This is a genomic window from Streptomyces sp. CB02009 (genome assembly GCF_001905825.1).
In the GTDB taxonomy this organism is placed as follows: domain Bacteria; phylum Actinomycetota; class Actinomycetes; order Streptomycetales; family Streptomycetaceae; genus Streptomyces.
Map to the genome: position 1 here is coordinate 129,236 of NZ_LIVV01000001.1, position 22,171 is coordinate 151,406.

The following is a 22,171-nucleotide window of genomic DNA, read 5'->3' on the forward strand; positions in this document are numbered from 1 at the left end:
ATGCTCCCGGGGCCCTCCCCTGCCGGTGCGCGGCGCTACGGCGCCGCCGGGCGGCCCACCAGTTCCCGCAGCACGTCCTCCATCGCCACGAGCCCGGCCGGCTTGCCCTCCTCGTCGAGCACCGCCGCCAGATGCGTCCGGCTGCGGCGCATCGCCGTCAGCACGTCGTCCAGCGGCGTGGCCGCGCGGACCCGGGCGATCGGCCGCAGCGCGGACACCGGGAACGGCTCGTCGCGCGGCGAGGCGTCCAGGGCGTCCTTGACGTGCAGATAGCCCAGGATCCTGCGCTCCGCGTCGACCACGGGGAAGCGCGAGTAGCCCGTCCGGGCCGACAGCGCCTCCAGCTCGCCCGGACTCGTACCGACCCGCGCGTACACGACCTTCTCCGCCGGCATCACGACATCCCGGACCGGACGGCGGCCCAGCTCCAGCGCGTCGTGCAGCCGCTCCGCGGCCCGGTCGTCGAGCAGACCCGCGTCACCGGCGTCGGTGACCATCCGGGCCAGCTCGTCGTCCGAGAACGTCGCCGCGACCTCGTCCTTGACCTCCACCCGCAGCAGCTTGAGCAGCGCGTTGGCGAAGGCGTTGATCGCGAAGATCACCGGCCGCAGCGCCCGCGCCAGCGTCACCAGCGGCGGGCCGAGCAGCAGCGCCGTACGCGTCGGCTCCGCCAGCGCGATGTTCTTCGGCACCATCTCGCCCAGCAGCATGTGCAGATACGTGGCCACGCTCAGCGCGATCACGAACGAGATGGGGTGGACCAGGCCGTGCGGCACACCCACCGCGTCGAAGACCGGTTCGAGCAGGTGCGCGATGGCCGGCTCGGCGACGATGCCGAGCACCAGGGTGCAGAGCGTGATGCCGAGCTGCGCCGCGGCGAGCAGCGCGGAGACGTGCTCGAGGCCCCAGATGACGCTGCGCGCCCGCCGGTTCCCCTCCTCGGCCAGCGGCTCGATCTGACTGCGGCGCACCGAGATCAGGGCGAACTCGGCGCCGACGAAGAAGGCGTTGACGACCAGGGTCAGCAGACCGATCAACAGCTGGATCGCGATCATCGGCCGGCCTCCCCGGTCTCGTCCTGGTGCTCCCGCACCGCGGGGGCGTGCAGCAGCACGCGCGCGGCGCGCCGGCCCGAGGCGTCCACGACGTCGAGCCGCCAGCCGTCGAGCTCCACGCGGTCCCCGACGGCGGGGATGCGGCCCAGCTCATGGGCGACGAAGCCCGCGAGTGTCTCGTACGGACCGTCCGGAACCCGGAGGCCGATCACCTCCACCTGGTCGGTGCGGGCGGCGCCGTCGGCGGACCAGAGCTCACGCCCGTCCTCGTCCTCGCCCGCCCGCGCCAGGTCCGGCGTCTCGTGCGGGTCGTGCTCGTCGCGGACCTCGCCGACGACCTCCTCGACGATGTCCTCCAGGGTCGCGACCCCGGCGGTACCGCCGTACTCGTCGATGACGACGGCCATGGTCTGCTTCCCGGACAGCCGGTCGAGCAGCCGGTCCACGGTCAGCGTCTCGGGCACGAGCAGCGGCTCGCGCAGCAGCTCGCCGATCCGCCGGTGGCGCCGCTCCTCGGCCGGTATGGCCAGGACGTCCTTGATGTGCGCGATGCCGACGACCGCGTCGAGACTGCCCCGGTAGACGGGGAAGCGGGAGAGGCCGGTCGCCCGGGTCGCGTTGGCGACGTCCTCCGCGGTGGCCTGCACGTCCAGCGCGGTGACCTGCACGCGGGGCGTCATCACGTTCTCCGCGGTGAGCTCCGCCAGGTTGAGGGTGCGGACGAACAGCTCGGCCGTGTCCGCCTCCAGGGCGCCCTCCTTCGCGGAGTGGCGGGCGAGCGCCACCAGCTCCTGCGGGGAGCGCGCCGAGGCCAGTTCCTCGGTCGGCTCCATGCCGAGCCGGCGCAGGATCCGGTTCGCGGTGTTGTTGAGGTGGCTGATCAGCGGCTTGAAGGCGGCGGTGAACACCCGCTGCGGGGTGGCGACCACCTTCGCGACCGCGAGGGGCGAGGAGATCGCCCAGTTCTTGGGCACCAGCTCGCCGACCACCATCAGGACGACGGTCGACAGGGCCGTGCCCAGGACCAGCGCCACCGACGAGGCGACCGAGGCGGAGATGCCGAGGTCCTCGAGCGGACCCCGGATCAGCTTGGCGATCGACGGCTCGGAGAGCATGCCGACGACCAGATTGGTGACGGTGATGCCCAGCTGGGCGCCGGAGAGCTGGAAGGTCAGCGACCTGACGGCCTTGAGCGCTCCCGCCGCTCCGCGCTCACCGCGCTCGGCCGCGTCCTCGAGCTCGCGGCGCTCGACCGTCGTCAGCGAGAACTCGGCCGCGACGAACGCGCCGCACGCGACGGAGAGGAGGAGCGCCAGGAGGAGCAGCAGCACTTCGGTCATCGGTTCACCTCCGTCCCATGATCAGCCAGGGGGAGGGGGAATGCTCGATGCCGGCGGTCGTGGCCGGTGCTTTCGGGAGCAGTACGGAGATCGGTACTACTGGGAGGCTCGCCCATGGGCGGACGCTCACACCTTTCGGTCGTCGGGTCGTCTGATGAGAGACCATGGTAAAGGATCGGCAAAACGGCGGGGTGACCGGCCCTGAGCCGGTCGGGCCGCTCAGTCCGTGAGCGGCTTCACCCAGCGGCGCCAGTGGTCCTGGCGACCGTACCCGGCCGCCGTCCACAGCCGTTGTCCTGTCTCGTTCGCCTCCAGGACCATGGCGTCCACACGCCGTCCGCCGAGCGCGAGGAACCGCTCCTCGGCCGCCCGGAGCAGCGCGGTGGAGATGCCCCGGCGACGGTACGAGGGCAGGACCGCCAGACGGTAGAGGGAGGCGCGCCAGCCGTCCCAGCCCGCGATGACGGAACCCACGATGCGGTCGTCGGCGACCGCAAGGAGGAGTGCCTCGGGGTCGCGTGCGACGAGCCGGGTCACCCCGGGCACGTCGTCCGAGACGGAGGTCCCCTCGGCGGACTCCTTCCAGAAGGCCAGCACGGCCTCGGCGTCGTCGGGGGTGGCGGCACGTATCTTCGGAGCGATCATGGCCGGATCCCATCACGCGGGGCCGGGCCGCTGCCAGGATTTCCGCTCCGCGGACAGGCGCGGCCACCGCCGGGCCGTGCCCGGCCCAGGCGCCGCTACCGCCGGGCCGTGCCGAGCACACAGGGCGACGAGGGCAGCCGTGGGCCCTTCTCCGGCACGTCGAACGAGCGGTACGGGCCCAGGGTGAAGCCGGCCGCCTCGATCGCCGCGAGCGGGGCGCGGGAGGTGTGGCAGCCGCCGAAGAGCAGTGGCCAGACGGTCCTGTCGAGACCCCGCTGCACGCGCGCGAGGCCGGGCGAGTCGGCGAGGCCGTGCTCGAAGAACCGCAGCTCGCCGCCGGGGCGCAGCACCCGGTGCAGCTCGGCCAGGGCCTGCGGGAGGTTCCGTACCGTGCACAGCACGAGCGAGGCCACCGCCGCGTCGAAGGAGGCGTCCTCCAGGGGCAGCGCCTCGGCCGTGTCCGGAAGGACGGTCACCGGGACCGGGGACCGGAGCGCGGCCTCCTGGGCCAGCCGCCGGAGCCTGGACTCCGGTTCGAGGGCCACCACCTCGGTGACACCGGCCGGGTAGTGCGCGAAGTTCAGCCCGTTGCCCGCCCCGATCTCGATCACCCGGCCGGACAGCCCGGCGAGCAGTTCCGCCCGCAGCGCGCCGAGCCCGCCCTTGGCGTCGGCGGACACGCTGAACCGGGCGTAGAACCGGGCGAACAGCGGATGGTGGACGCCGGGCGAGGCGGACGGGACGGGTGACGGAGTGTGCGGCGGTGCCATCGGAGCCTCCTCAGCCCGTGACGAAGCAGAACTCGTTGCCCTCCGGGTCCCGCATGACCTGGAAGGCGCCCTGCTCGTCGGTGACGGGCGCGCCGACCCGGGACGCGCCCGCGGGCAGCGCCTCGTCGGCGGCCAGGACCGGGTCCTCGACCTCCAGGTCGAGATGGACGCGGTTCTTCACGGCCTTGCCCTCCGGCACCCGCTGGAAGGCGAGCCGGACGAAGTCCGGCGGGTCCACGTACGACCAGTCGCCGCTCCGGTCGACCGGGGCACCGCCGAGGAGCCCCGCCCAGAACCGGACCAGAGCGGCCGGATCGGCACAGTCGAAGACGATCTCCTGAACGTGAGCGCGCATGCCTCCAGCCTACGGAGCGGAGACACGCGCGTCCCCTGATCGGAGGCCCCTGTGCCCCGCGGCCGCGAGCGTCCCGCGTCCCGCCGCACCGCCCGCGCCCGCGAGCCTCCCGGCGATGTACTCCGCCGCCGCCCGCGCCCGCGAGCTTCCCGGCGACGGACCCCGCCGCCGCCCGCCCTACGAATCCCCGGCGTACGGCTCCGCGAACCGCTCCCGGAACGCCTCCGCGTCCCACGTGCCGCCGAGCGCGGGCCCGAGCCAGTCGCCCGCCGCCGCCCGGAACTCCGCCGGGCCGAGCGACCCCGACCCCTCCGGCACGGCGCCGAGGAGCGGCGCGTCCGCCTCCCGCGGCAGGTCCGCGAGGTTGCAGCGCATCGCCAGGTCCGGCGCGTCCGGCCAGCTGCCGATCACCACGCCCAGCTGCTCGATCCCGCGTGCCCGCAGTGCCTCCGCCGTCAGGGTCGCGGAGTTGAGCGTCCCCAGACCGGCGGCGACGACCACGAGAACGGGCGCGCCGAGCAGCGCCGCCGCGTCCGCGAGGGTGCCGCCCTCCTCGTCGAAGCGGACGAGCAGGCCGCCCGCCCCCTCCACGAGGACCAGGTCGTGCTCGGCGGCCAGCTTCCTGGCGGCCTCGGCGACCTCCGCGGGCCCGACCGGGGCCAGCCCCGCCCGCCGGGCCGCGGTCCCCGGCGCCAGCGGCTCCGGGAAACGGCCCAGTTCGGCGGAGCCCACGGCGCCCGAGAGCCGTACGACCTCGTCCGCGTCACCGCGCTCGTCCGGCCCGACACCGGTCTGCGCGGGCTTGAGGACGGCGACCGTGCGGCCGGCGGCGGTGGCGACGGCCGCGACCGCGGCGGTCACGACGGTCTTGCCGATCTCCGTGCCCGTACCGCTGACGACGATGATTCCCACAGTTCTCCCCGTTCTCGCGTTCTTCCGGTCAGCCCGCGACCGCCGCCGCGTGCACCGCGGCGCAGATGCGGGCCAGGTCCTCGTCGCCCGTCACGTACGGCGGCATGGTGTAGATCAGGTCGCGGAACGGACGCACCCACACGCCCGCCCGGACCGCCGCCTCCGTGGCCGCGGCCATGTCGACGTCGTGGTCGAGCTGGACGACGCCGATCGCGCCGAGCACCCGCACCTCGCGGACACCGGGCAGCTCGGCGACGGGGGCGAGCCCCTCGCGGAGTCCCGTCTCGATCCGCTTGACCTCCAGCGCCCAGTCCTGGGACATCAGCAGGTCGATCGAGGCGCAGGCCACCGCGGCGGCCAGCGGATTGCCCATGAAGGTCGGCCCGTGCGCCAGGACGGGCACCTCGCCGCGCGAGATGCCCTCGGCGATCTCCGTCGTGCAGAGCGTGGCCGCCATCGACAGGTATCCGCCCGTCAGGGCCTTGCCCACGCACATCACATCGGGTGAGACGCCGGCCTGGTCGGCGCCGAACAGCGTGCCCGTCCGGCCGAAGCCGGTCGCGATCTCGTCGAAGATCAGGAGGACCCCGTGCTCGTCGCAGGCCTCGCGGAGGACGCGCAGGTACGCGGGCGGGTGGAACCGCATCCCGCCCGCGTTCTGGACCACCGGCTCTACGATCACCGCGGCGACCTCGTGGGCGTGGAGCGCGATCTGCTCCCGCAGCATGTCGGCGTACGACTCCTCGTACGTGACCGGCGGCGCGTCGACGAACACCTGGCGCTGGAGGACGCCCGACCACAGCTCGTGCATCCCGCCCTCGGGGTCGCACAGCGACATCGGCTGCCAGGTGTCCCCGTGGTAGCCCCCGCGCCAGGTCATGAGGAGCTGTTTGCCGGGCCGGCCCACCGAGCGCCAGTACTGCAGACACATCTTGGCCGCGACCTCGACGGAGACCGAGCCGGAGTCGCTGAGGAAGACGTGCTGGAGGGGCGCCGGGGTGATCTCGACCAAACGGGTGGCGAGCCGCACGGCCGGCTCGTGGGTGAGCCCGCCGAACATGACGTGGCTCATCCGGTCCAGCTGGCCGTGCGCCGCCTCGTTGAGCACCGGGTGGTTGTAGCCGTGCAGGGCCGACCACCACGAGGACATGCCGTCGATCAACTCGGCCTGGCCGTGCACCGGTTCGGCCAGGCGGAGCCGGACACCCGACGCGGAATCGACGACCAGCGGTTCCGTGCGTCCCGGCATCGGACCGTACGGGTGCCAGACGTGCGCCCGGTCCAGGGCGAGCAGCTCGTCGTTACGCATTCGGGGCGAGCTCCGTTCCGGCCCCACGGCGGCGCACGGCGACGAGGTCGGGACGGGCTCCCGGCACCTCGCTCGCGGCCTCTGCGGCGGGCTCGGCCGAGGGGGCCGCCTGCGCGTGACCCCCGCACGGACCGCAGCCGCCACCGGCCTCGGCGTGCGAGCCGCAGCCGGCGCCCTCCGCCGCGTCGTGCGAGCCGCAGCCCGCCGACGCCTGGGAACCGCAGCCGCCGCCCGCCGCGGCGAGCGCGTCCGCGCGGTGCTTCGGGAGCGTCGTCGTGCCCGCGCCCTCCACCTCGAAGCCCGCGTCCGCGATCATGTCCAGGTCGGCCTGGCCGGCCTGGCCCTCGCTCGTCAGGTAGTCGCCGAGGAAGATCGAGTTCGCGATGTTCAGCGCCAGCGGCTGCATCGACCGCAGGTGCACCTCGCGGCCGCCCGCGATCCGCACCTCGACGTCGGGGCAGACGAACCGCACCATCGCCAGGATCCGCAGGCAGCGCTGCGGGGTGAGGTTCCACTCCTTGGCGAGCGGCGTCCCCTCGAAGGGGATGAGGAAGTTGACCGGGACGGAGTCCGAGTCGAGCTCGCGCAGCGCGTACACGACGTCGACGAGGTCCTCGTCGGTCTCGCCCATGCCCGCGATCAGACCCGAGCAGGCCGACAGACCGGCGGCGTGCGCCTTCTGCACGGTGTCCACCCGGTCCGCGTACGTGTGGGTCTTGGTGATCCCGGCGTACGTCGCCTCGGACGTGTTCAGGTTGTGGTTGTACGCGTCGGCGCCGGCGTCCTTCAGCCGCTCCGCCTGGCCGTCCGAGAGCAGACCCAGACAGGCGCACACCTCGACGCCCTCGTTCTGCTCCTTGATGGCCTCGATGGTCCTGCCGACCCGCTCGACGTCCCGGTCCGTCGGACCGCGGCCGCTCGCGACCAGGCAGACCCGCTTGGCCCCGCCCGCGACACCCGCGGCGGCGGCCTGGGAGGCCTCGTCCGGCTTCAGCCAGGTGTACTTGAGGATCTCGGCCTTGGAGCCGAGCCGCTGCGAGCAGTACGAGCAGTCCTCGGGGCACAGGCCCGACTTCAGGTTCACCAGGTAGTTGAGCTTCACCCGCCGCCCGAACCACTGACGGCGCACCTTGCCGGCCGCCGCCACCACATCGAGCAGTTCGTCGTCGGAGGTCGCCAGCACGGCGAGCGCTTCTTCACGGGTCGGCAGCTCGCGCCGCAGCCCCTTCTCCACCAGCGTGTTCAGCAGGTCCATAAACGCTGATCCTTGCCTACCGCCCACCCCCGGGCCAAGGAGGATCTGAACAAACGCCCCCGATAGAGGTGTGTGGATGACCACATCCCGACCTCGGCACCGTCCGGTTAGGGTCTGTGCGCTGCCTACAAAAGGATCGCCGAATGCCACAGGCCGACGACGCACGGGCCGCGGGCCCCCGCCGTACCGCGTTCGACTGGACCGACGCCGAGGCGCGCCGCCGGGCGGACGCCGGTCTCGTCCGTACGCTGCGGCCGCGGGCCGCCGAGTCGGACCTGCTCGACCTGGCGGGCAACGACTACCTGGGCCTCACCCGCCGCCCCGAGGTCACCGAGGCGGCGGCCGACGCGGCGAGGCGCTGGGGCGCCGGCTCCACCGGCTCGCGGCTCGTCACCGGCACCACCCGGCTGCACACCCGGCTCGAGCGCGAGCTCGCCGAGTTCTGCGGGTTCGAGGCGGCCCTCGTCTTCTCCTCCGGCTACACCGCCAACCTGGCCGCGCTCACCGCGCTCGGCGGCCGGGACTCCCTGATCGTCTCCGACGCCGCCAACCACGCCTCGATCGTGGACGGCTGCCGCCTGGCCCGCGCCGAGACGGCCGTCGTGCCGCACACCGAGCCCGAGGCCGTACGCAAGACCCTCGGCGCGCACCCGGGGCGGCGGGCCCTGGTCGTCAGCGACTCGGTCTTCTCCGTCGACGGCGACAAGGCGCCGCTGCCGGAGCTCGCGGAGGCCTGCCGGGCGCACGGGGCCGGACTCGTGGTGGACGACGCCCATGGCTTCGGCGTCCTCGGCGACGGTGGCCGGGGCGCCCCGCACGAGGCCGGGCTCGCGGGCGACGAGGACGTCGTCGCCACCCTGACCCTCTCCAAGTCCCTCGGCAGCCAGGGCGGTGCCGTCCTCGGCCCGGCCCGGGTGATCGAGCACCTGGTGAACGCGGCCCGCACCTTCATCTTCGACACCGGTCTCGCTCCGGCGGCCGCGGGCGGCGCCCTCGCGAGCCTGCGTCTGATCAGGGCCGAACCGGGCCTCGCGGAGCGGGCGCGTACGGTCGCGAGCACGCTGCACCGGCTGGTCACCGAGGCCGGTCTCACGGCGGCCCGGCCCGACGCGGCCGTCGTCTCGGTACGCGCGCCCTCGCCGGAGGCGGCCCTGCGCTGGGCGGCGGACTGCCGCGAACAGGGTCTCGCGGTCGGCTGCTTCCGGCCGCCGTCGGTCCCCGACGGCATCTCGCGGCTGCGGCTCACGGCCCGCGCCGATCTGACCGACGCGCAGATCGAGGACGCGGTACGGACGATCCTGCGCGCCGCGCCGGACGCCGGGTAGGGCGCCAAGGACGTTCCCGGGCAGCAGAGTTCACCGCTTCGGGCGACAGATGGGGACATATCTTGGTGGAACGCCGCACGGCGCGGCGCGATCGGTGGCACTCTGACGCGAAGTGCAGTCCGGGGCGGTGGCCCCGGTGGGAAAGGGACAGCGTCGCCATGGCAGATCACCAGGAAGCATCCGTCACGCTGCCGAGCGAACCCGCCTCGGTCCCCACGGCCCGGCGCTTCGTCGCGGACGTCCTCATGGGCTGGGGCCTCGACGACGTCGCGGACATCGCGGACTCGATCCGGCTGATCGTCTCCGAACTGGCCACCAACGCCGTCCTGCACACCCTCGGCCAGTCGCCCACCTTCACGGTGGACGTCCGCCTGGAGCGCGAGGAGCGGCTCCACATCGGCGTCACCGACAGCCATCCCCGCCGGCCGCGCCGCCTCCCGGCGGCCGTCCAGCAGGACAACGGCCGCGGCATGGTCATCATCCGTGTCCTCGCCGCCGAAGCGGGCGGCCGTCTGTCGGTCACACCGACCGACGACGGCGGCAAGACGGTCTGGATCACCCTTCCGTGGACCACAGCCCCTTTGGCGAGCTGTTAGGGGGTGACATCCCCCCAGGTCCTGTTCCGTCGGTCAGGGGCACGGCGGCGCCACCGCACCCCCCCCGGACGAACCGCTACCGCCGCCTGATCAGCGGACGCGGCCGTAGTAGACCTTCGACGACCAGATCCTGTCGAGCTTCACCCAGGAACCCGTCTTGGGCGAGTGCCAGATCTTGCCGCTCCCGGCGTAGATGCCCACGTGGTAGACCCTTCCGCCGGAGTGGAAGAAGACCAGGTCCCCCTTCTGCCTGGTGGAGGCGGAGATGTGCCGGGTCTTGTTGTACTGCTGCTGCGCGGTGCGGGGCAGCGACTTGCCCGCCTTCTTGTACGCGTAGAGCGTCAGACCGGAGCAGTCGAACCTGGAGGGTCCGGTGCTCCCGTACCGGTACGGAGCTCCCTTCTTGGACGCGGCGACGCTCAGTGCCTTGTTCGCGTGCGTGGTGGCTGCCTGGGCCTCCGTTGCCGCACCGGGTGCGAACAGCGTGCCGCCGACGGCGGCGAGGGTGAGAGCCGAGACGGCTCCGGCCCGGGACAGCAGGGACGGGACGTGCATCTGCGCAGTCATGCGCAACCCTTCGTCAGCCGCCTGCGAAGGATGACCTGTCGGGTTCGGGCTGGCGAAGATGCCCGGCCGCTGACGCGGCTTCACCCCAAGGGGCGGACTCGCTGCCGGAACAGCGCGTACGCCCCGTAAAAATCGGGTCCTCCACTCCTGCCGATCCAATCCTGTCGACCAGACGTCCGGGACAGCGGCAGGACTCGGCGTCCGCCCGGACCGCCCCGCCGCGGCGGCGGGGGCTTGTCGTCGACAGGGATCTTGACCCACACCCAGGTCGAAATCCGAGCTGAAACGGCGATATGTGAGGCTCCTCACGACTGATCCATACGGGTGGACAGGGAGTCTTTGTGATCTTCGGAGGTTCGCCCTACGAGCCCCGCACCAGGGGTGGAACGCCCCATTCCGCCAAATGCGTACACCTGTTGTGCAACTCACCCGGCACATATGTCGACTCGTCGACTACGCCGATCGGGGGAGCGATTCTGCGGTGCGCGTCGGCCGTCCGGACCTCGACACGACACGCGGAAATGTCAACTCGCGCGGGTGCGCGGGACGGTGACGCGGTCCGCGCGGCGCTCGCCGTCCAGCACCCTGAGCGCCTGCGCCAGCGTGTCCGCGTGCACCTCGCTCTCGCCCCGCATATGCATCAGCGTCAGGGCCTGGAGAAGTGCCTCCGACCGCCCCACCAGTGCCTGGGCCGCGCGCAGGGCGCCATAGGTATGCGAACTCCTGGATGGATTGATCTTCCCGAGGAGGTCCACCACTTCCAGGTAGGCGTCGACGAGTTCACCCTCGGCGCGGGTCAGCGCGGGCAGCGGAGGCAGCTCGGGGACCACGGCCGGCTCACCCCGCCGCGCCGCCGGCGCTCGCGCGCCGGTTCGTGACCACGTGGTCCACGAGGCCGTACGCGACCGCCCCCGGTGCGTCCAGGACCGTGAGGCGGTCGAGGTCCTTGTCGACGCGCTCCCGGTCCCGCCCCGTGTGCTCGGTCAGCATCCCCGCCATCAGCGCGCGGAGCCGGAGCAGTTCGCGGGCCTGGATGTCGAGGTCGCTCGGCTGGCCCTGGAGCGGCTCGTCCATGACGGGCTGACGCAGGGTGACCCGGGCGCCCGCGAGCATCATGCGCTTGCCCGGGGTGCCGGCGGCGAGCAGGACGGCGGCGGTGGAGACGGCCTGGCCCAGACAGGTGGTCTCCACGTCGCAGTGCAGCGAGCGCATCGTGTCGTAGATCGCGGTCATGGCGTGGATCGAGCCGCCGGGGGAGTTGATGTAGAGCGCGATGTCCTGTTCGGGTCCCGCGTGGTCCAGATACAGGAGCTGGGCGATGACGTCGTTGGACGACGCCTCGTCGATCGGCGCCCCGAGGAAGACGATCCGGTTCGAGAGGAGCTTCGAGTAGGGGTCGAGGGTCCGGGTTCCGTAGCTGGTGCGCTCCGTGAACTCGGGCAGGACGTGGCGAGCCTCCATGACGGGTACCTCCATCTGTCAAAAATGTACAGGACGTACAGCCCGTAAGATGGGGAGCATGACCTACGAGATCCCGGTGACGCAAGCGCGAGCCGAGCTCGCCGACCTGATCAACCGCGTCGTCTACGGCGGGGAGCGCGTCGTCGTCACCCGCCACGGGAAGCCGCTGGTCGCCCTGGTGTCCGCCGCTGACCTGGAGGAACTCGAGGCCGCCGAGAAGCCCGCCGACGAGCAGGTGATCAGCTCGGTCTCCGGCCTCCACTCCGTGGACTCCGCTACCGGCGAACAGCGCCGCTTCGGCATCGCCGCCCACCACCGCGGGCCCGGCGCTTCCTGACCCTGCCCGGCGGGCCCGCCCGCCGCCCCGTCCTCGTTTCCGTCCCAGTCCCAGTCCCCGTCCCCGTCCCAGTCGCGGTCGCGTCAACGCGGAAGCCGCGTGCCCCCGTCCGCTACAGCGGGGGCACGCGGCCGTCTTGGTGCGCGGTCGGACTCGGTGGCCGGGGTCAGCCCGCGCGTGCCGGAACCGGCGCCGCAGCGGCTGCCGGCGCGGTGGGCTCCGGACGCCGCAGCCGGGCTCCGAGCACGGTCGACGTGAGACCCGCGACCGCCCACAGGGCGAGGACGAGCAGCGGTCCGCCCGCCGCCGCGCCGTCGAAGGAGGAGACGGACCGGAGGGCCGAGCCCGCGGCGCCCGGCGGCAGCCACTGGCCGAGGGTGCCCACGGCGGTCGGCAGCAGTTCCGGAGCGCTCGCCACGCCCGAGAACGGGTTGCCGAGCAGGATCATCAGCAGCGCCCCCAGCCCGAGGCCCGGCTTGCCCACGAGGGCCGCGAGCCCGGCGAACGTCGAACCGATCGCCAGGACGGTGAGGCCCAGGACCCCGGCCTCAGCCCACCAGTTCCCGCCCAGGGCGCCGAGCCAGCTGTGGGCCAGCGCCGCGCCGACGACACCGGCGAGCGCCGCCGCGCCGGCGAGGGCGGCCGCCGCGCGCCCGCCGCGCAGGCCGAGGAGGGTCGCGACGACCCCCGCCGCCGCTCCGGCCAGGGCGAGCGGCAGCAGGCTGGAGGAGAGCACCGCCCCGCGCGGGTCGCCCGCCGGTGCGGCGACCACGTCCGTGACCTGGATCCTCGTGCCCTCCGGGGCCTGTGCGGTGACGGCCTCCCGCAGGAGTCCGGCCACCACGGGGCTCGCCGCCGAGGCGGTCAGCAGCTCCGTACCGCCAGGGGTCACGACCACCGCTCCGTATACATCGCGGTCCTGTATCGCGGCGCGGGCCGCGGCGCCGTCCGGGTAGCGGTGGACCTCGAAGGCCCCCTCGTGCCGGGCGAAGTCCTGTTCCAGGGCGGTGGCCACCGTGGCGGGTCCGGCGACACCGATCGGCAGGTCGCGGGGTGCGGTCCGGGCCGCGGGCCACGCGAAGGCCCAGAGGGTGAGGGCGACGACGACGGGGATCAGCACCATCACCGCGATGGTCCTGCGCCCCGCGTCGACGGCGGTGGCGTTGGCGGACATGGTGTCCTCGTTTCAAAGAGAAGGATCGTTCGTTTTTATATGCCCCTCACTGTCCTGCGGGCATCGGAAGTTGTCAAGAATGAATATTCGTTTTAGATTCGGGCCATGGCTCGTGTCTCCCAGGAACACCTCGACGCCCGGCGGCGCCAGATCCTCGACGGCGCGGCGCGCTGCTTCGCCCGCAACGGCTTCCACGCCACCTCGATGCAGGACGTGCTCGGTGAGGTCGGGCTGTCGGCCGGCGCGGTCTACCGGTACTTCCGCGGCAAGGACGAGATCATCGCGGCCATCGCGACCGAGGCCTTCGCCGGGATAAGGGGTGCCTTCGAGGAGGCGTCGAAAGCCACGCCGCCGCCCACCCCCGACGTGCTGATCGGCGCGGTGCTCCGGCTCTTCCTCGAGGAGCGGATCGAGGGCGCCGACCGGCAGGCCTTCGCGCGCCTGATCATCCAGGTGTGGACCGAGACCCTGCGCAACGAACGGCTCGCGCTGACCCTCGCCGAGGGGTACAACGGCATGCGCGTCGTCTGGGCGGACCTGGTCGCCCTCTACAAGGAGGGCGGCATCCTGGCCGCCGACGTCCCCGCCGACCACGTGGCCCGCACGCTCATCGCCGTCGTCCAGGGCTTCATCGCCCAGCAGGCCCTCTTCGGCGACGTCGCCGTCGACGTCCTGGAGGACGGCATCCGGGGGCTCATGTCCATGACGGTCGACCCGATCCGATGATCATGAAAGAGCAAAGGCGCAGTTAACGAGCCGGAAAAACTTCCGCCCTAACGTGCAATGTCTGGCCGCGTGCCGCATCTCCGCAGTTCAACAAGGTGTTGACGGTCGGTAGGGTCCGCAGCTGTCCGGGTGTCCCGGTCGACGACTGTGAGGTGGAAGAGTGCAACTGAGCCCGCACGAACAGGAACGCCTGCTCATCCATGTGGCCGCGGACGTGGCCGCCAAGCGACTGGCCCGGGGTGTGCGCCTCAACCACCCCGAGGCCGTCGCCCTCCTCACCTCGCACATCCTCGAAGGCGCCCGAGACGGCCGTACCGTCGCCGAACTCATGGCCTCGGGACGCAAGGTGCTCACCCGCGACGAGGTCATGGACGGCATCCCCGAGATGATCCACGACGTCCAGGTCGAGGCCACCTTCCCCGACGGCACCAAGCTCGTCACCGTCCACGACCCCATCGTCTGAACGGGCCGCGCCGATGATCCCCGGAGAGATCCTGTACGCGGACGGCCCCGTCGCCCTCAACGAGGGGCGCCCCGTCACGCGTCTGACCGTGCTCAACGCCGCCGACCGGCCCGTCCAGGTCGGCTCCCACTACCACTTCGCCGAGGTCAACCCCGGTCTGGCCTTCGACCGCGCCGCCGCGCGCGGACAGCGCCTGCACATCGCCGCCGGTACCGCCGTCCGCTTCGAGCCGGGCATCCCCGTGGAGGTCGAACTCGTCCCGCTCGCCGGCCGGCGGATCGTGCCCGGCCTGCGCGGCGGGACGGCGGGCCCGCTCGACACGACCGACGCCGCCACGACCGACGAACCCACCGAGGCCGAGGGGGCCGACCGTGCCTGACCTGCACCGCGCCGTCTACGCCGATCTGTTCGGCCCCACCACCGGCGACCGCATCCGGCTCGCCGACACCGATCTCCTCGTCGAGATCGAGGAGGACCGCAGCGGCGGCCCCGGCCGCGCCGGCGACGAGGCCGTCTTCGGCGGCGGCAAGGTCATCCGCGAGTCCATGGGCCAGGCCCGCACCACCCGCGCCGAGGGCGCCCCCGACACCGTGATCACCGGCGCCGTGGTCATCGACCACTGGGGGATCGTCAAGGCCGACATCGGCATCCGTGACGGCCGGATCACCGCCCTCGGCAAGGCCGGCAACCCCGACACCATGGACGGTGTCCACCCCGACCTGGTGATCGGCCCCGAGACCGAGATCATCGTCGGCAACGGCCGGATCGTCACCGCCGGCGCCGTCGACGCCCACGTCCACTTCATCTCGCCGACCGTCGTCGAGCAGGCCCTCGCCACCGGCGTCACCACCCTCGTCGGCGGCGGTACGGGACCGGCCGAGGGCACCAAGGCGACCACGGTCACCCCCGGCCCCTGGCACACGGCCAGGATGTTCGAGGCCCTCGACACCTTCCCGGTCAACATCGGTCTGCTCGGCAAGGGCAACACCATGTCCCGGGAGGCCATGCACTCCCAACTGCGCGGCGGAGCCCTCGGGTTCAAGATCCACGAGGACTGGGGCGCCACCCCCGCCGTCATCGACGCCTGTCTCGGCGTGTGCGAGGAGACGGGCGCCCAGCTCGCCATCCACACCGACACCCTGAACGAGGCCGGCTTCGTCGGCGACACCCTCGCCGCCATCGCCGGGCGCACCGTCCACGCGTACCACACGGAGGGCGCGGGCGGCGGCCACGCCCCCGACATCATCACGGTGGTCTCGGAGCCGTACATCCTGCCCAGCTCGACCAATCCGACCCGGCCGCACACCGTCAACACCATCGAGGAACACCTCGACATGCTGATGGTCTGCCACCACCTCAACCCCGCCGTCCCCGAGGACCTGGCCTTCGCCGAGTCCCGGATCCGGCCCTCCACCATCGCCGCCGAGGACGTCCTCCACGACCTGGGCGCCATCTCGATCATCTCCTCCGACTCGCAGGCCATGGGCCGCATCGGCGAGGTGGTCATGCGCACCTGGCAGACCGCCCACGTCATGAAGAAGCGGCGCGGAGCCCTGCCCGGGGACGGTCGCGCGGACAACCACCGGGCGCGCCGCTACGTCGCCAAGTACACGATCAACCCGGCCGTCGCCCAGGGCATGGACCACCTCATCGGCTCCGTCGAACCTGGGAAACTCGCCGACCTGGTGCTGTGGGAGCCCGCCTTCTTCGGGGTGAAGCCGCTCACCGTCCTCAAGGGCGGCCAGATCGCGTACGCGCAGATGGGCGATGCCAACGCCTCCATCCCCACGCCCCAGCCCGTCCTGCCCCGGCCGATGTTCGGCGCGCTCGGCAAGGCGGCGGCGGCCGGCTCGGTCAACTTCGTCGCGCAGGCCGCCATCGAGGACGACATCGCGCAACGGCTGGGCCTGCACAAGGAGTTCACCACGATCGGCAGCACCCGCCGGGTGTCCAAGGCGGACATGCGGGAGAACGACGCGATGCCCCGGGTCGAGGTCGACGCCGACACCTTCACGGTCACGATCGACGGCGAAGCGGTGGAACCCGCCCCCGCCGCCGAACTGCCCATGGCCCAGCGCTACTTCCTCTTCTGATGACGAGTCGCTCAGCACTCCTGGTGCTCGCCGACGGGCGGTTCCCCGCCGGCGGGCACGCCCACTCGGGCGGCGCGGAGGCTGCCGTCAAGGCCGGCCGCATCCGGGACGCGGCCGGACTCGAAGCCTTCTGCCGGGGCCGGCTGCACACCACCGGACTCACCTCCGCCGGGCTCGCAGCGGGGGCCGCGCACGGCCTCGACGCGGACGAACTCGACGCCGCCGCCGACGCCCGCACCCCGTCGCCCGCCCTCCGCACGGCGGCACGCAAGCTCGGCCGGCAGATGATGCGGGCGGCGCGCGCCACCTGGCCGTGCGCCGAACTCGACGCGCTCGCGGCCGCGTTCCCGCGCGGCGCCCATCAGCCCGTCGTCCTCGGCGTCGCCGCCCGGGCCGCCGGGCTCGGCCCCGAGGACGCCGCGCACTGCGTCGCGTACGAGACCGTCAGCGGTCCCGCCACCGCCGCGGTCCGGCTCCTGAGCCTGGACCCCTTCCAGGCCACCGCCGTCCTCGCCCGCCTCGCCCCCGCCATGGACCTGGTCGCCGCGGAGGCCGCGCGGGCCGCCCGGCAGGGCGTCGCCGCCCTGCCCGCGGCCTCCGCGCCCCTCCTCGACATCACCGCCGAACAGCACGCCGCCTGGCCCGTCCGCCTCTTCGCCTCCTGAGCACCCTGGAGCCGCCCCATGCACCTCGACCACGGCCACACCCACCACGGCGCCGTCTCCGCCGACGCCCACCGCCCCGACGGCACCCGCCGCGCCCTGCGCATCGGGCTCGGCGGGCCGGTCGGCTCGGGCAAGACCGCCACCGTCGCCGCCCTCTGCCGGCTCCTGCGCGACACCCTCTCCCTCGCGGTCGTCACCAACGACATCTACACCCGCGAGGACGCCGAGTTCCTGCTCCGCAACGCCGTCCTGCCGCCCGAGCGCATCCAGGCGGTGGAGACCGGCGCCTGCCCGCACACCGCCATCCGCGACGACATCTCCGCCAACCTCGAAGCCGTCGAGGAGCTCGAGGACACCGTCGGTCCGCTCGACCTCATCCTCGTCGAGTCCGGCGGCGACAACCTCACCGCCACCTTCTCCAAGGGACTCGTCGACGCCCAGATCTTCGTCATCGACGTGGCCGGCGGCGACGACATCCCGCGCAAGGGCGGCCCCGGCGTCACCACCGCCGACCTGCTGGTCGTCAACAAGACCGACCTCGCCCCGTACGTGGGCTCCGACCTGGAGCGGATGGCGCGCGACGCCAAGGAGCAGCGCGGGGACCTGCCCGTCGCCTTCACCTCGCTGCGCGCCGAGGACGGCGTCGCCCCGGTCGCGGACTGGGTCCGGGCCCAGCTCGGGGCATGGACCGCGTGAGCCTGCGCGCCACCGCCCGGATCGCCGCCGACGCCGACGGGGGCCTGCCGCTGCTCGTGAGCGACGGGCCCCTGGCCCTGCGCCGGACCAGGGCCTCCGGGCCGTACACCCGGGTCACCGTCGTCGGGGCGATGAGCGCGCCGCTCGGCGGTGACCGGCTCGCCGTCGAGACCGAGGTGCGGGACGGGGCCAGGCTGCTGGTCGACTCGGCCGCCGCCACCCTCGCCCTGCCGGGCCGGAGCGCCGAGCCGGCCGCGTACGACGTCCGGATCGCCGTCGGCGAGGACGGGGTGCTCCGCTGGCTGCCCGAGCAGGTGGTCTCCGTGCAGGGCTCCCACCTGCGGATGCGGACCGTCGTCGAACTCGGCTCCACGGCCCGGCTGGTGCTCCGCGAGGAGCAGATCCTCGGCCGGCACGGCGAACCGCCCGGCACTCTCGTCACCCGGCTCACCGTCCGTCGCGCCGGGCGCCCCCTCCTCGACCAGGAGCTGGCCTTCGGTCCCGGGGCCCCGGGCGGCTGGGACGGAGGCGCGGTCCTCGGCGGCCACCGGGCTACCGGGCAGCTCCTCGTCGTCGATCCGGCGTTCGAGGACAAGCCGGTGCGGTCGCGGCTGCTCGGCGAGTTCGCCGCCGTCACGCCGCTCGCGGGACCCGCGGCCCTCGTCACCGCCGTCGCCCCGGACGCCCTCGCGGTCCGTCGGCTGCTCGACACCGCGCTGTCCGAACTCGCCCCGTTCTGAATAGTTCTGACCGGATTTGCGCGTACCGCCGGGGGGTCACCGCTCAGCGGTACACCGTTCACCGGTTATTGGTTCGGCAAAGAAACACGTGTTCGCCCTTTCATCGGGTGCCCTCAGGACGAAAGGATCCCCCGGACAGCCAACACACAGCGCCGCCACGGGGGGTGGCGCTCATCTTGGGGGAGTACACGTTGAGACGTACGGCAATGCTCGGCTCGGCCGGCACCCTGATAGCGGGCACGCTCGTCGCGGGCGCGCTCGCGGCCCCGGCAGCGAACGCCGACAGCAACCGTCACCTGCGTGACGCCGAGTCGATCGGCGTCGCCGTCGCGGCGGCGCGGGCCGCCCAGGCGGGCATCGACTGGCAGGACTGTCCGGCCGACTGGGGCCTCGAGAAGCCGATCCAGTGCGGCTGGGTCACCGTCCCCGTCGACTACGCGAAGCCCAACGGCAAGAAGATCAAGATCGCGGTCGACCGGATCAACTCCACCGGCACCCCCGCCGAGCGCCAGGGCGCGCTCCTCTACAACCCGGGCGGCCCCGGCGGCTCCGGCCTGCGCTTCCCGCGCCGGGTCACCACCAAGAACGCCATCTGGGCGGGCGCCGCCAAGGCCTACGACTTCGTGGGCTTCGACCCGCGCGGCGTCGGCAAGTCGGCCCCCATCTCCTGCGTCGACCCGAGCGAGTTCGTCAAGGGCCCCAAGCCCGACCCGGTCCCCGACAGCGAGGCCGACAAGCGCGCGCAGCGCAAGCTCGCCGCCGAGTACGCCAAGGGCTGCGCCGAGAAGAGCGGCGACATGCTGCCCTTCATGACCACCCCCAACACCGCGCGTGACCTCGACGTCATCCGCGCCGCCCTCGGCGAGAAGAAGCTCAACTTCGTCGGCGTCTCCTACGGCACCTACCTCGGCGCGGTCTACGGCACCCTCTTCCCGACCCACGTCCGCCGCATGGTCCTCGACAGCGTCGTGAACCCGTCGACCCGCAAGATCTGGTACGAGGTCAACCTCGACCAGGACATCGCCTTCGAGGGCCGGCTCAAGGACTGGATGACCTGGGTCGCCCAGAACGACGCCACCTACCACCTCGGCGACACCCTGGCCGAGGTCCAGCAGCAGTGGGTGACCCTGCGCGCCGCCGCCAAGAAGGCGCCCCTCGGCGGCAAGGTCGGCCCGGCCGAGCTCATCGGCTTCTTCCAGAACGCCCCCTACTACGACTCCATGTGGGCCCCGGTGGCCGAGGCCTGGAGCGCGTACGCCGCGGGTGACCCGCAGCCGCTCATCGACAACGCGGCCTCGGACCCCACGGACACCGCCGGCAACGCGGCCTCGGAGAACGGCAACGCCGTCTACACCGCGGTCGAGTGCGCCGACGCCCCCTGGCCGACCAGCTGGAAGACGTGGGACCGGGACAACACCCGGCTCCACCAGAAGTACCCCTTCATGACCTGGGCCAACGCATGGATGAACCTTCCGTGCGCCACCTGGTCCGCGCCGCGCCAGCGCCCGACCGAGGTGAAGACCGGCAAGGGCCTGCCGCCGGTGCTCATCGCCCAGTCCGAGCGCGACGCCGCGACCCCGTACGCCGGCGCCGTCGAGCTGCACAAGCGGTTCAAGGGCTCGCGCCTCATCACGGAGAAGGACGCCGGCTCGCACGGCATCACCGGCCTGGTCAACCCGTGCCTCAACACCAAGGTCGAGGCCTACCTGCTGACCGGCAAGCTGGACGCCAGGGACCAGACCTGCGCCCCGCACGCCACGCCGAAGCCGTGACACGCTGACGACGAGGTGAGGGGAGGGGCGGCCGTCCCTCCCCTCACCCGTGTCATCCCCGCGACGCCAGCCAGGCGTCCTCCGCCGCGTAGTCGAAGAAGTCCACCCCGTACTTCGCGAGACCCGGGAAGGCCTCCCGCCACGCACGGCCCGCCACCCGCTCGGTCAGCCACGCGACCGTCTCCGGCAGCGAATCGGCGTACGACACCACCGGCCGGTACCCCAGCTCCCGCTCCGCCGCCGCCATGTCGTAGACCACGGACCGCGGGGCCGTCCACGGGGTGACCCCCACGACGTCCCCCGGCGGCGCACCCTCGATCAGCACCGTCTCACTGGCGACGCCCATGACCGCGTCGACCGCCGCCCCGATCTCCGCCACCGTCGGCGCCTCCGGGTCACCGCCGTTCAGCACCCGGCTCCCCGGGTTCGCCGCCGCCAGCCGGACCAGCTCCGCCAGGTTGTCCACGTGCACCGGGTGGAACCGCGAGGCCCCGCCGTACGCGAGGAGCCGCACCGGCCGCCCGTCGAGCGCCCGCTTCACGAACCACAGCTCCCGCGGACCGGGGGAGTACGGCCCGTGGATGGCGCCCGCCCGCAGCACCGTCGTCGGCAGGGCGTCGCCCGCCGCCAGCAACTCCCGCTCCAGCGCCACCTTCCGCGTGCCGTACGACGTGTCGCCGGGCGCCACCGTCCGCCAGTCCTCCGGGATCGGCAGCGGATAGTCGGGGAAGCCGTCCGGCCGGTCCTGGGTGTCGAAGCTGCGTCCCCGCGCGTCCTCGTAGACGGCGCCGCTGGACACCACCACCGCCGAACCGATCCGGTCCGCGAGCCCCGTCAGCTGTCGGCCGTGCCCGGCGTCGTACGCCACGATGTCCACCAGTACGTCGCACCCGTCGCCCAGTCCGGCCGCGAGCGCACCCTCCCGTGTCCGGTCGAGCGCCACCGACCGGACCTCGGCCGGCCACCTCCCGTCCCTGCCGCCGCCCCGCGAGGCGGCCGTCACCTCCCAGCCGTCCGCGACGAGCGCCCGCACGGCCGCCCGCCCCACCTGTCCCGATCCACCCAGTACGAACGCGGTTCCCTTGGTCATGATCGAGACGCTACGACCGTCCGCCGCGGCGGCCCAGGGCTTTGCGCCGAGCGCGGATCCGCTCACAGCGTTCCCGCCGCGGGAACCCGCGGCCGGGGCTCAGCCGTCGGCCTCCGCCGCCTTCACCACCGCCGCGTAGTCGTCCACGTACTCCTGCCCGGACAGCCGGAGGATCTCGTACATGATCTCGTCCGTCACCGCGCGGACCACCGCCTTCTCACCCGCCGACCCGGCGAACCGCGAGAAGTCCAGCGGCGCCCCGAACCGGATGGTGACCCGGCGGATCCTCGGCACCACCTTCCCCGGCGGCTGGATCTCGAAGGTGCCCACCATCGCGCAGGGCACCACCGGCACCCCGGCCGTCAGCGCCATCACCGCCACGCCCACCTTCCCCTTGTAGAGCCGCCCGTCGTGCGAGCGCGTGCCCTCCGGGTAGATGCCGAGCAGCTCACCCTTCCCGAGCACCCCGAGGCCCTCCCGGATCGCCGCCTTGCCGGCCTCCTTGCCCGAGCGGTCGACCGGGATCTGCCCGGCCGCCCGGAAGAAGGCGGCCGTGAGCCGGCCCTTGATCCCCGGCCCCGTGAAGTACTCCTGCTTCGCCAGGAAGGTGATCCGCCGGTCGAGCACCACCGGCATCAGGAAGTGGTCCGAGAAGGAGAGGTGATTGCCCGCGACGATCGCCGCTCCCTCCTCGGGAATGTGCTCGAGTCCCTCGATACGCGGCCGGAACAGCAGCTTCAGGAGCGGTCCCAGCAGTACGTACTTCATCAGGTGGTAGAACACCCGTGACCCCCGTTCGTCGTCCGTCAAGCCCGTTGTATCCGT

Annotated in this window: 25 protein-coding genes and 1 riboswitch; of the genes, 11 read left to right on the forward strand and 14 right to left on the reverse strand. The window is 72.8% G+C overall.

From position 1 onward, the window contains the following. Positions 1-35 precede the first annotated feature (35 nt). The 8 genes from AMK27_RS00625 to bioB form a co-directional block, all read right to left on the reverse strand. Positions 36-1,055: a hemolysin family protein gene (locus AMK27_RS00625; protein WP_073902059.1), complete on the reverse strand. Its 1,020-nt coding sequence runs from the start codon at positions 1,053-1,055 to the stop codon at positions 36-38. Further along, positions 1,052-2,395, reverse strand: a complete 1,344-nt coding sequence (locus AMK27_RS00630) for a hemolysin family protein (protein ID WP_073902060.1) — start codon at positions 2,393-2,395, stop codon at positions 1,052-1,054. Before AMK27_RS00630 ends, AMK27_RS00625 begins: the two co-directional genes overlap by 4 nt. A 219-nt stretch (positions 2,396-2,614) precedes the next feature. Then, the gene (locus AMK27_RS00635) at positions 2,615-3,040 is read right to left on the reverse strand and encodes a GNAT family N-acetyltransferase (protein ID WP_073902061.1); all 426 of its coding nucleotides are present in this window, start codon (positions 3,038-3,040) and stop codon (positions 2,615-2,617) included. Between the two features lie 95 nt (positions 3,041-3,135). Continuing rightward, positions 3,136-3,810, reverse strand: coding sequence for a class I SAM-dependent methyltransferase (locus AMK27_RS00640; RefSeq protein WP_073902062.1), 675 nt, complete (start codon positions 3,808-3,810; stop codon positions 3,136-3,138). A gap of 10 nt (positions 3,811-3,820) precedes the next feature. Further along, complete coding sequence (locus AMK27_RS00645; protein ID WP_073902063.1) at positions 3,821-4,165, reverse strand: VOC family protein; 345 nt, start codon at positions 4,163-4,165, stop codon at positions 3,821-3,823. 177 nt (positions 4,166-4,342) lie between these two features. After that, positions 4,343-5,077: a dethiobiotin synthase gene (bioD, locus tag AMK27_RS00650; protein WP_073902064.1), complete on the reverse strand. Its 735-nt coding sequence runs from the start codon at positions 5,075-5,077 to the stop codon at positions 4,343-4,345. Between the two features lie 28 nt (positions 5,078-5,105). Next, a complete protein-coding gene (locus AMK27_RS00655; protein WP_073902065.1) occupies positions 5,106-6,386 on the reverse strand; it encodes an adenosylmethionine--8-amino-7-oxononanoate transaminase in 1,281 nt (426 codons plus the stop codon). Beyond that, positions 6,379-7,641, reverse strand: coding sequence for a biotin synthase BioB (gene bioB / locus AMK27_RS00660; RefSeq protein WP_073902066.1), 1,263 nt, complete (start codon positions 7,639-7,641; stop codon positions 6,379-6,381). Before bioB ends, AMK27_RS00655 begins: the two co-directional genes overlap by 8 nt. A 143-nt stretch (positions 7,642-7,784) precedes the next feature. On the opposite strand from bioB, the gene AMK27_RS00665 reads away from it, so the two are divergent. Together AMK27_RS00665 and AMK27_RS00670 are read left to right on the forward strand one after the other, a co-directional pair. After that, complete coding sequence (locus AMK27_RS00665) at positions 7,785-8,966, forward strand: 8-amino-7-oxononanoate synthase (RefSeq protein WP_073902067.1); 1,182 nt, start codon at positions 7,785-7,787, stop codon at positions 8,964-8,966. A 158-nt stretch (positions 8,967-9,124) separates the two neighbouring features. Next, the gene (locus tag AMK27_RS00670; protein ID WP_073902068.1) at positions 9,125-9,562 is read left to right on the forward strand and encodes an ATP-binding protein; all 438 of its coding nucleotides are present in this window, start codon (positions 9,125-9,127) and stop codon (positions 9,560-9,562) included. A 90-nt stretch (positions 9,563-9,652) separates the two neighbouring features. On the opposite strand, the gene AMK27_RS00675 is transcribed toward AMK27_RS00670, so the two are convergent. The 3 genes from AMK27_RS00675 to AMK27_RS00685 all read right to left on the reverse strand — a co-directional run bounded on the left by AMK27_RS00675 (position 9,653) and on the right by AMK27_RS00685 (position 11,605). Next, on the reverse strand, positions 9,653-10,129 hold the full coding sequence (locus tag AMK27_RS00675) for a C40 family peptidase (protein WP_073902069.1): 477 nt from the start codon (positions 10,127-10,129) through the stop codon (positions 9,653-9,655). Positions 10,130-10,132: 3 nt separating this feature from the next. Continuing rightward, a riboswitch (cyclic di-AMP (ydaO/yuaA leader) is annotated at positions 10,133-10,314 on the reverse strand. 339 nt (positions 10,315-10,653) lie between these two features. Next, entirely contained in the window at positions 10,654-10,959 is a 306-nt protein-coding gene (locus tag AMK27_RS00680; protein WP_073902070.1) for a hypothetical protein, read from the reverse strand. Between the two features lie 7 nt (positions 10,960-10,966). Next, positions 10,967-11,605, reverse strand: a complete 639-nt coding sequence (locus AMK27_RS00685) for an ATP-dependent Clp protease proteolytic subunit (RefSeq protein WP_073902071.1) — start codon at positions 11,603-11,605, stop codon at positions 10,967-10,969. A gap of 43 nt (positions 11,606-11,648) precedes the next feature. On the opposite strand from AMK27_RS00685, the gene AMK27_RS00690 reads away from it, so the two are divergent. Beyond that, positions 11,649-11,927 carry a type II toxin-antitoxin system Phd/YefM family antitoxin gene (locus AMK27_RS00690; protein WP_073902072.1) on the forward strand — a complete coding sequence of 93 codons (279 nt, stop codon included), beginning with the start codon at positions 11,649-11,651 and terminating at the stop codon, positions 11,925-11,927. A 166-nt stretch (positions 11,928-12,093) separates the two neighbouring features. Here AMK27_RS00690 and AMK27_RS00695 read toward each other — a convergent pair whose 3' ends face one another. Then, a complete protein-coding gene (locus AMK27_RS00695; RefSeq protein ID WP_073902073.1) occupies positions 12,094-13,101 on the reverse strand; it encodes a hypothetical protein in 1,008 nt (335 codons plus the stop codon). A gap of 105 nt (positions 13,102-13,206) precedes the next feature. Here AMK27_RS00695 and AMK27_RS00700 point away from each other — a divergent pair, with 105 nt between their 5' ends. The 8 genes from AMK27_RS00700 (at position 13,207) to AMK27_RS00735 (ending at position 20,256) form a co-directional block, all read left to right on the forward strand. Continuing rightward, positions 13,207-13,827: a TetR/AcrR family transcriptional regulator gene (locus AMK27_RS00700; protein WP_073902074.1), complete on the forward strand. Its 621-nt coding sequence runs from the start codon at positions 13,207-13,209 to the stop codon at positions 13,825-13,827. A gap of 160 nt (positions 13,828-13,987) precedes the next feature. Further along, positions 13,988-14,290: an urease subunit gamma gene (locus AMK27_RS00705; protein ID WP_030316690.1), complete on the forward strand. Its 303-nt coding sequence runs from the start codon at positions 13,988-13,990 to the stop codon at positions 14,288-14,290. A 13-nt stretch (positions 14,291-14,303) separates the two neighbouring features. Next, positions 14,304-14,669 (forward strand): urease subunit beta, encoded by a 366-nt coding sequence (locus AMK27_RS00710; protein ID WP_073902075.1) that lies wholly within the window; start codon positions 14,304-14,306, stop codon positions 14,667-14,669. Further along, the gene (locus AMK27_RS00715; RefSeq protein ID WP_073902076.1) at positions 14,662-16,383 is read left to right on the forward strand and encodes an urease subunit alpha; all 1,722 of its coding nucleotides are present in this window, start codon (positions 14,662-14,664) and stop codon (positions 16,381-16,383) included. Before AMK27_RS00710 ends, AMK27_RS00715 begins: the two co-directional genes overlap by 8 nt. After that, complete coding sequence (locus AMK27_RS00720) at positions 16,383-17,048, forward strand: urease accessory protein UreF (protein WP_073902077.1); 666 nt, start codon at positions 16,383-16,385, stop codon at positions 17,046-17,048. The genes AMK27_RS00715 and AMK27_RS00720 overlap by 1 nt, the downstream gene beginning before the upstream one ends. A gap of 18 nt (positions 17,049-17,066) precedes the next feature. After that, positions 17,067-17,744 carry an urease accessory protein UreG gene (gene ureG, locus AMK27_RS00725; RefSeq protein ID WP_073902078.1) on the forward strand — a complete coding sequence of 226 codons (678 nt, stop codon included), beginning with the start codon at positions 17,067-17,069 and terminating at the stop codon, positions 17,742-17,744. After that, on the forward strand, positions 17,741-18,484 hold the full coding sequence (locus AMK27_RS00730; RefSeq protein WP_073903768.1) for an urease accessory protein UreD: 744 nt from the start codon (positions 17,741-17,743) through the stop codon (positions 18,482-18,484). Before ureG ends, AMK27_RS00730 begins: the two co-directional genes overlap by 4 nt. Positions 18,485-18,690: 206 nt before the next feature. Next, positions 18,691-20,256, forward strand: a complete 1,566-nt coding sequence (locus AMK27_RS00735; protein ID WP_073902079.1) for an alpha/beta hydrolase — start codon at positions 18,691-18,693, stop codon at positions 20,254-20,256. A gap of 52 nt (positions 20,257-20,308) precedes the next feature. Here AMK27_RS00735 and AMK27_RS00740 read toward each other — a convergent pair whose 3' ends face one another. Both AMK27_RS00740 and AMK27_RS00745 read right to left on the reverse strand, forming a co-directional pair. Then, positions 20,309-21,346, reverse strand: a complete 1,038-nt coding sequence (locus AMK27_RS00740) for an NAD-dependent epimerase/dehydratase family protein (RefSeq protein ID WP_073902080.1) — start codon at positions 21,344-21,346, stop codon at positions 20,309-20,311. A 99-nt stretch (positions 21,347-21,445) separates the two neighbouring features. Further along, positions 21,446-22,129: a lysophospholipid acyltransferase family protein gene (locus tag AMK27_RS00745; RefSeq protein WP_073902081.1), complete on the reverse strand. Its 684-nt coding sequence runs from the start codon at positions 22,127-22,129 to the stop codon at positions 21,446-21,448. Positions 22,130-22,171: the final 42 nt, after the last annotated feature.

Excerpts from the sequence above, each read along its gene's own strand:
- AMK27_RS00625 (WP_073902059.1), bottom strand. The coding sequence starts at position 1,055 with ATGATCGCGATCCAGCTGTTGATCGGTCTGCTGACCCTGGTCGTCAAC.
- AMK27_RS00630 (WP_073902060.1), bottom strand. The coding sequence starts at position 2,395 with ATGACCGAAGTGCTGCTGCTCCTCCTGGCGCTCCTCCTCTCCGTCGCG.
- AMK27_RS00635 (WP_073902061.1), bottom strand. The coding sequence starts at position 3,040 with ATGATCGCTCCGAAGATACGTGCCGCCACCCCCGACGACGCCGAGGCC.
- AMK27_RS00640 (WP_073902062.1), bottom strand. The coding sequence starts at position 3,810 with ATGGCACCGCCGCACACTCCGTCACCCGTCCCGTCCGCCTCGCCCGGC.
- AMK27_RS00645 (WP_073902063.1), bottom strand. The coding sequence starts at position 4,165 with ATGCGCGCTCACGTTCAGGAGATCGTCTTCGACTGTGCCGATCCGGCC.
- AMK27_RS00655 (WP_073902065.1), bottom strand. The coding sequence starts at position 6,386 with ATGCGTAACGACGAGCTGCTCGCCCTGGACCGGGCGCACGTCTGGCAC.
- bioB (WP_073902066.1), bottom strand. The coding sequence starts at position 7,641 with ATGGACCTGCTGAACACGCTGGTGGAGAAGGGGCTGCGGCGCGAGCTG.
- AMK27_RS00665 (WP_073902067.1), top strand. The coding sequence starts at position 7,785 with ATGCCACAGGCCGACGACGCACGGGCCGCGGGCCCCCGCCGTACCGCG.
- AMK27_RS00670 (WP_073902068.1), top strand. The coding sequence starts at position 9,125 with ATGGCAGATCACCAGGAAGCATCCGTCACGCTGCCGAGCGAACCCGCC.
- AMK27_RS00675 (WP_073902069.1), bottom strand. The coding sequence starts at position 10,129 with ATGACTGCGCAGATGCACGTCCCGTCCCTGCTGTCCCGGGCCGGAGCC.
- AMK27_RS00685 (WP_073902071.1), bottom strand. The coding sequence starts at position 11,605 with ATGGAGGTACCCGTCATGGAGGCTCGCCACGTCCTGCCCGAGTTCACG.
- AMK27_RS00690 (WP_073902072.1), top strand. The coding sequence starts at position 11,649 with ATGACCTACGAGATCCCGGTGACGCAAGCGCGAGCCGAGCTCGCCGAC.
- AMK27_RS00695 (WP_073902073.1), bottom strand. The coding sequence starts at position 13,101 with ATGTCCGCCAACGCCACCGCCGTCGACGCGGGGCGCAGGACCATCGCG.
- AMK27_RS00700 (WP_073902074.1), top strand. The coding sequence starts at position 13,207 with ATGGCTCGTGTCTCCCAGGAACACCTCGACGCCCGGCGGCGCCAGATC.
- AMK27_RS00710 (WP_073902075.1), top strand. The coding sequence starts at position 14,304 with ATGATCCCCGGAGAGATCCTGTACGCGGACGGCCCCGTCGCCCTCAAC.
- AMK27_RS00720 (WP_073902077.1), top strand. The coding sequence starts at position 16,383 with ATGACGAGTCGCTCAGCACTCCTGGTGCTCGCCGACGGGCGGTTCCCC.
- ureG (WP_073902078.1), top strand. The coding sequence starts at position 17,067 with ATGCACCTCGACCACGGCCACACCCACCACGGCGCCGTCTCCGCCGAC.
- AMK27_RS00735 (WP_073902079.1), top strand. The coding sequence starts at position 18,691 with ATGCTCGGCTCGGCCGGCACCCTGATAGCGGGCACGCTCGTCGCGGGC.
- AMK27_RS00740 (WP_073902080.1), bottom strand. The coding sequence starts at position 21,346 with ATGACCAAGGGAACCGCGTTCGTACTGGGTGGATCGGGACAGGTGGGG.